Annotated in this window: 6 protein-coding genes; all 6 read left to right on the top strand. The window is 67.4% G+C overall.

Going from position 1 to position 6,469, the window contains the following annotated elements; all coding sequences use genetic code 11:
- Positions 1-63: 63 nt before the first annotated feature.
- The 6 genes from ABZV34_RS36525 (at position 64) to ABZV34_RS36500 (ending at position 5,705) form a co-directional block, all read left to right on the top strand.
- Positions 64-918, top strand: a complete 855-nt coding sequence (locus ABZV34_RS36525) for a radical SAM protein (protein WP_356286715.1) — start codon at positions 64-66, stop codon at positions 916-918.
- A gap of 46 nt (positions 919-964) precedes the next feature.
- Positions 965-1,177, top strand: coding sequence for a hypothetical protein (locus tag ABZV34_RS36520; protein WP_356286713.1), 213 nt, complete (start codon positions 965-967; stop codon positions 1,175-1,177).
- Between the two features lie 35 nt (positions 1,178-1,212).
- Complete coding sequence (locus ABZV34_RS36515; RefSeq protein WP_356286710.1) at positions 1,213-1,404, top strand: hypothetical protein; 192 nt, start codon at positions 1,213-1,215, stop codon at positions 1,402-1,404.
- A gap of 92 nt (positions 1,405-1,496) precedes the next feature.
- Positions 1,497-3,866 (top strand): radical SAM protein, encoded by a 2,370-nt coding sequence (locus tag ABZV34_RS36510; RefSeq protein ID WP_356286707.1) that lies wholly within the window; start codon positions 1,497-1,499, stop codon positions 3,864-3,866.
- A gap of 4 nt (positions 3,867-3,870) precedes the next feature.
- Positions 3,871-4,458 (top strand): GNAT family N-acetyltransferase, encoded by a 588-nt coding sequence (locus tag ABZV34_RS36505; RefSeq protein WP_356286704.1) that lies wholly within the window; start codon positions 3,871-3,873, stop codon positions 4,456-4,458.
- Positions 4,455-5,705 carry a cytochrome P450 gene (locus ABZV34_RS36500; protein WP_356286701.1) on the top strand — a complete coding sequence of 417 codons (1,251 nt, stop codon included), beginning with the start codon at positions 4,455-4,457 and terminating at the stop codon, positions 5,703-5,705. Before ABZV34_RS36505 ends, ABZV34_RS36500 begins: the two co-directional genes overlap by 4 nt.
- Positions 5,706-6,469 lie beyond the last annotated feature (764 nt).

Here is a 6,469-nt window from a genome sequence, read left to right as displayed (position 1 = left end):
TGTGGTCCTAGAGAAACCCCATCATCGCAGGTCACAAGGCACTTCCTCGTTTCCGGAGAAACTATCCACAGGCATCAATCCGGTGGATCCGGGCTGAGTCTTCTCGCCGAGTTGACTCCGCACGTGATGACTCGTTTGCGCACCAACGCCACCCTGCTGACCCCCGAGGTGGCAGCCGAACTGAAGGCAATCGGGATCGGCGAGGTGTACGTGGACGTCCTCGGCGCCACCGCGGACACCCACGATTGGCACGTACAAGTTCCCGGCAGCTTCGACCGGACGGTCCAAGGAGTGAGGAACGCCCAGGCAGCCGGGCTTCCCGTCTCCCTGCTCATCATCATGACGCGGCGCAATGTGCACGAACTCCAGGGCGTGCTCGACCTCGCCGCCGAACTTGGCGTCCCCCGGGTTGGAGTGCTCCGCCTTTACCCCCTGGGCCGGGCACGCACTCAGTGGAAGGAACTGGCCCTCCGGCTGCCCGACCAGATGGCCGCATTGGATGCGCTACAGGCACCCGACTCGATACACCTGATGACTTCCTGGCACCCCAAGGACGGCAACTGCTGCTGGCAGAACGCCGGCGTGGACGCCACCGGCCGCTCCGTCGGCTGCGCCTACCTGCGGGACTACACCGACTACGGCAACGTCCGCGAGGTCAGCTGGCTGAGCACCTGGAACGACCCCGTCTACGTGCACAATCGCTCCGGCCATGTGGACGGCGGCTGCGAGTCCTGCGAAGAGACCCAGGGGTCCTCAGGCGGCTGCAGGTCGACGGCCTTCGCCTTCACCGGCCGCTGGGACACCCCCGACCCGTTCTGCACGACGACCAACGGAGGGATCGATGTCTCTCAGCTCCCCGACGACCTCGAAGACCGACGTGTCAGCCCTGCCGTACCGGCAACGAGCCGACTGCTATGAGCAGAGCCCACACGCCAGGTTCCGCCCTATCCCCGAGTGGAACTGCATGCTCGCCTACACACCGCGCAGGCCCGACATCCACTACCTGAACCCCGTGGCATGGGTAGTCGTGGAGCTGTGCGACGGATCGTCTGGTTCGCAGATCTTCGCCTCGTTCAAGGAGCTCAACAAGGGCCGGATAGGCGAACCGGAACTCCAGGAGGCGTTCGAGTCGGCGATGGCACAACTCCTCGAAAAGGAGTTGATCGTCACCGCGTGAGCGACTCGTGCGCTTCGCGGGAGGGAGGTGAAGTGATGACGAAGAAGAAGACGGACCTCGAGCACCTCATGGCGGCGGCCGGCGCGGCCGGTGAAGGACCCGCCGTCGAGGTGGTACAGCCGGAAGTGCGCACTGGTGCGCAGTACGCTCTGCTGCCGTCGATGAAGGCCAAGCGCCCGGACACGTCCAGCGCCGCGCCGGAGACGGAGACGGACGACCAGAAGTAGTGACGTGGGCCAGACCCACGTCACCTTGACCGGCACCCGGACCACCGTCCGGGTGCCGGTCCCACCAGGAGGACGGACCGATAGGGAAGACGATGGGCACGAAGACCGTTCTGGTGAACCCGCCCCTGTGGAACGCGTACGCCCCGCACCTCGCGGTGCCCCTGCTCCTGGGAGACCTTCGCGCACGCGGCCACGAGGCCACCGCCTACGATCTGAGCATCGAGTGCATCGACTGGATGCTCTCGGCCGCAACTCTTCAGGAGCTACGGGAGAAGGCGGCCGCGCGCCCTCCGGCGGACCTGGAGGACGAATGGGCACGCCAGCGAGGTCTTCTGGTCGCCCCCTCCGCGATCCGGGGCATCGAGGAGGCGAAGGCGCGGCTGAGGTCCCTGGACACCCTGCACGAGCCGACCGCGTTCCACTGGGCCCGCCGTACCGTACGCGACGCGCTCTGGCTGATCTCGGGGGCATTCTCCCACTGCGACTTCGACCTGGTGTCCAACACCTCGGCATACTCAGCCGAGTCGACGGTCCAGGTGCTGGCGGCGAGCGGCGACCCCGAGGATAACCCTTACCGCTGGGCCTTTGACCGGATGCTCGACCTCGACCTGTTCCGCGACCCCGCAGTCGGCGTGGTCGGCGTGAGCATGTCCGCCGACACCCAGCTGATCGCCGGGGTCACGTTCCTCACCATGCTGCGGGAAATTCGCCCCGACATCCACGTGGTCCTTGGTGGCAACTACGCCACACGACTGGTCGACCAATGGCAACACCGGCACGCTCTCTTCGACTATGTCGACACCGTGGTGACCGGAGAGGGCGAGGGTGCACTCGCCGCCGTCATCGACGGCCTCGACAGAGGTACGACGGCGGGAGCGGACTTCCGGGAGACGATTCCGGGAGCTGTCTGGGACGGCGGTGGCATCCTGCTACGCACTCCACGGCGGAGCGCCGACATCTCGGCCTCCGCGAAACCGGCCTACGACGCACTTCCGTTGGGAAAATACCTCGCCCCAGGGCCGATCCTGCCCGTCTTCGCCTCCCGCAGCTGCCCCTGGGAATGCGCCTTCTGCTCGATCCCGTTCGCGAGCAATTCCTTCCGGCAGCGGCCTGCAGCCGCCGTCGCCGAGGAGATGGACCTGCTCCGGGCAGACCACGGCTCCCACTACTTCATGTTCGTCGACGAAATCATGAGCCTGCGCACCCTTCGCAACATCGGCGAGGCACTCGTGCCCGCCTCCGACGTGTTCTGGTACGGCGAGACTCGCTTCGCCGGCGGCCTGGACGACGAACTCGCACGGCTCCTGCACCACTCGGGCTGCCGCCGGATGAACTTCGGCCTGGAGTCGACGAGCCAGCGTGTCCTGGACCTGATGCGCAAAGGCACACGAATCGAGGACGGCCACCGGAACATCAACGCGATGCTTAAGGCCGGAGTACCGATCCACCTCTTCGTCATCCACGGCTTCCCCGGCGAGACCCGGGAAGAAGCCGCACACACGGTGCAGTTCTCCGAGGCCGTTCGACGCCTGTCCATCGAGCGGTACGGCGTCGCGCACACGACCTGGGGCGGCTCACCCTTCGTCCTGGACGTGCACTCGCCCATCGGCACCAGGCCACAAGAGTTCGGCGTCCACATCGAGTCCCCCAACCCCGGCGACGACCTCAGCCTGAGCCGTAACTACCGTACCGACGCGGGCCTGTCCCAGCAGGACACCCTCGCGGTCGCCAAGGACGCGGCCGGGTCCGACGACGACACCACCGTCTGGTTCCGGGCTGCAGGCGATCCCATGGCACGAGAAATCGAGGAGTTCACCTTCCTTCGGGCCTGCGTCCAGGCGCCCCTATCCGAGGCACCGTCCGTCCCGCTCTTCAACTGGCCCCCACCAGAACCGGACGCCGTACTGCGCATCGCCCCCGGCGTGACGTTCACCCGGGTGCCCTGGACGGCGACAGAAACTGACTCCGAACCGGCGATAGCTCTGTACAACTCGGCCCAGGACAGGTTTCTTCAGCTCAACTGGAAGGGCGACACTACCTGGCAGGAGCTGAACGGCCTGCCCACGCACGAGATGGTGGCGTGGCTGGCAGACCGGGAATGCCACTACCTCGGCTCCGACCCCGCCGCCACGGCCTCACTGCTGCTCCGGCACGGATTCCTAGTGGCCTCACGACGGCAGGCAAAGGCACCGGCCGCCGTGCTCCGTGCCGAGATCGGCATCGCTCTGAACAGCCGCGACGGAATCCACCACCTTTCCAACCCCATCACCGGAGTGACGATCCGGCTCCGGGGCAACGCCGTCGACACTTGGCGGTATCAGCGGTACGACCGCACGACCGCGTCGGAGGCTTCGCGGGACGCCGTCACCGACGCACTGGCCCGTTACGGGTTCCTGTACTACCAGGCGGCTGGCACCGGACTCCCGCAGCCGAGGCATCTCACCCAAGGACAGGCGGTGTAGAGCGGTGGAACCATTCCGGATCTCTGACGAGGCGCCCCTGACGGTGCGCCCCATGCTGCCAGAAGATGAGCCCGGCGTCGCCCGCGTGCTCACGGCCTGTGACGACTACCTGCTCACGGCCACCGGCTCCCCGGCCTTGCCGGCAGACGTGCAGAGCCTGTACTACTCCTTGCCCGAAGGCGCGGACTTCGCACAGAAACATCTGCTGGTCCTCTGCAAGGGGACGGACGTGGTGGGCGTGGTCGACGCCGTGGCCGCCCATCCCGACGAACACGACCTTTCGGTCGGGCTGTTCCTCATCGATCCTGAGGTGCGCCGCACCGGCGAGGGCACCCTGGCGGCTCGCCACCTCCTGCGGGAGGCCGCGGCGCGTGGGCTGCGCCACGTGACCGCCACCTGCCCCCAGGACTGGGCCCCCGGCATCGCTTTCCTGGACAAGCTGGGCTTCCAGGTGCAGGCACCAACGAAGGACCCTGCCCCGACGGTGGGAAACCGGCTCCGCTACCCCGCCGAGACAGGCCTGTGCGTCGCCGTACGGCATCTGGACGATCCGCCCCCTGACACCAGCCACCAGGTCCGGGGGGTGTCATGACCGTGGTGCCCACGCTCCTCGCCGCCAGCTCCGTCAGCGTTCAGGAGGACATCGCGGCGGCGTACGCCCTGGTCCGTGCCTTTGACAACGGCGCGGAGTGGTCGGCGGCCACCGATCCGCACACCGAGTTCGCGCAGCTACGGCGGCAGAACCCCGTGCAGCGATCGACGCTGGAGCGAGTGATCACCGGCGTGGACGCACCCGAGGAGACGTCCACTCCTGTCTGGCACGTCGTCTCGTTCACCGCCGCCGAAGCCGTCCTGCGAGACGAGGAGATCTTCTCGTCGTCGGCATACGACGACAGCATGGGACAGGTGATCGGCAGGTCCTTCCTTCAGATGGACCACCAAGAGCACAGGATTTGGCGAACTGTCCTCCACAGCGGCTTCAGCCGGCAGGCGGTCCTCGGCCTCCGCGACGCGATCCGCTCCGACACGACCGCCGCACTCACCACTGTCGCCGCACGCGGCGGAGGCGACCTGGTCGCCGAAGTGGCCTTCCCTGTGGCCCTGGCCACCATCGCGCGCATGATCGGTTTCCCTCCCGGTACACGGATCGGCACGCTCTACACCTGGGCGGTCGGGCTGCTCGACGACGCCAACGGCCAGATCTCCACGGCCGTAGAGGCGATGCTCAACACGCCATCGGCATGGGCCCCCGATAGCCTCTTGGCCCTGCTCCTGGGCACTAAAGACCCTGAAATCGGGACAGGGCCTCAACTGCTCCCAGCAGTACGGCTGCTGTTGTCCACGGGCACAGAGCCGCCGTTCCGTTCCCTCGCAACCTTGATGTACGCGACCCTCACTGACCACTCCGTCGCGGACCTGCTGCGTACAGACCCGTCCGCGGCCTCCTCGGTCATCCAGGAGTGCTGGCGCTGGGAATGCCCCCTGACCTGGGTACTGCGCCGCTGCGCCACCGACACGGTGCTCTGCGGCCAGGTGATCCGGCGCGGCGACCTGGTCTGCATCAACCTCGCCTCGGCCAATCGCGATGAAACCCGGTGGCACCAACCGGAGCGCTTCGACCCCCGACGCGAGCCATTGCCGAGCCTGGCCATGGGAACCGGCCCACACACGTGCCTCGGACGCCGCCTCGCCGCTCTGGAAGCGAGCGAAGTGTTGTACGCGCTGATCGATGGGGCCGTGCCCGCCGAGTCGGCAGGATGGGCTCTGGACACCGACGGTCCGGTGGGACGCGGCTTTCGATCGCCCAGGCGGCTCAGGGTTCGCGTCGTCCCATCCTGAACCCCGACGGCGCCACTACCCCCGGGCACGAGGAAGCCTCGGCCAGCGCCATGAGCAGCCCAGGCGCCACCGGCGGGTGTGCGGGGGAGAAGGACTGCAGGTGCTTCGCGCAGGGGTGGCGTCGGTGAACGGTACGCGGTCGCTGTCGGCGTGGGTTCAGCGCAGTACGTGCCAGGCACGGCCCTGTCAACGAAATGGTGGAACTCGGGCTGGGGGTGCTGTCCTCCGGCTCGGCTTGCTGCAGTACGCCTCCGCCTGACGCGTCGAGGGTGCGGTGCACGGTTGAAAGGGCTGGTGCGCTGTGGCAGAGGTGCTCGGGCGCCCGGCCGCGGACAGGGGTGGCACTGTGCGGGTTGGGGCCCGCTCGGGTGCCTCACACGCGAAGGCCGCCAACGAGACTGTCATCGCCCTCGCCTGCACCAAGGCCGTGCCCATCCGCGCTATCACGGTCCGACGGTCCCCCGGTATCACGTTCAGCCAGACCGTCCCCAACTCGGTTTATAGTCCGCGCAAGAGCTGGAAGACCTCGGCACGGTCACCGACAGCCGCAACGGCTTCCCGGTACCGACCGGTTCGCTTCCGTAAGAAGCCGTATTCCTATCGGGCGTGAGGACGGTTCCGATCGAACGGGGTGCCTGGTCGGGTGATCTTGCCTGGGCTATATCTCCGGGCAGCAGTATCTGCAGATCGAGGCGAAACTGGCCGCCAACCGCACCCGTGCGAAGGCCCGGCCGCCGCGCGAGGGGGCGCCGGTATGTCAGGGC

This window comes from Streptomyces sp. NPDC005195 (assembly GCF_040608315.1).
Taxonomy (GTDB): Bacteria; Actinomycetota; Actinomycetes; order Streptomycetales; family Streptomycetaceae; genus Streptomyces; species Streptomyces kaempferi.
This window is presented reverse-complemented; position numbering and strand designations above follow the sequence as displayed.

Coding starts and splice junctions, on each gene's coding strand:
- ABZV34_RS36510 (WP_356286707.1), top strand. CDS start 1,497: ATGGGCACGAAGACCGTTCTGGTGAACCCGCCCCTGTGGAACGCGTAC.
- ABZV34_RS36520 (WP_356286713.1), top strand. CDS start 965: ATGCTCGCCTACACACCGCGCAGGCCCGACATCCACTACCTGAACCCC.
- ABZV34_RS36515 (WP_356286710.1), top strand. CDS start 1,213: ATGACGAAGAAGAAGACGGACCTCGAGCACCTCATGGCGGCGGCCGGC.
- ABZV34_RS36500 (WP_356286701.1), top strand. CDS start 4,455: ATGACCGTGGTGCCCACGCTCCTCGCCGCCAGCTCCGTCAGCGTTCAG.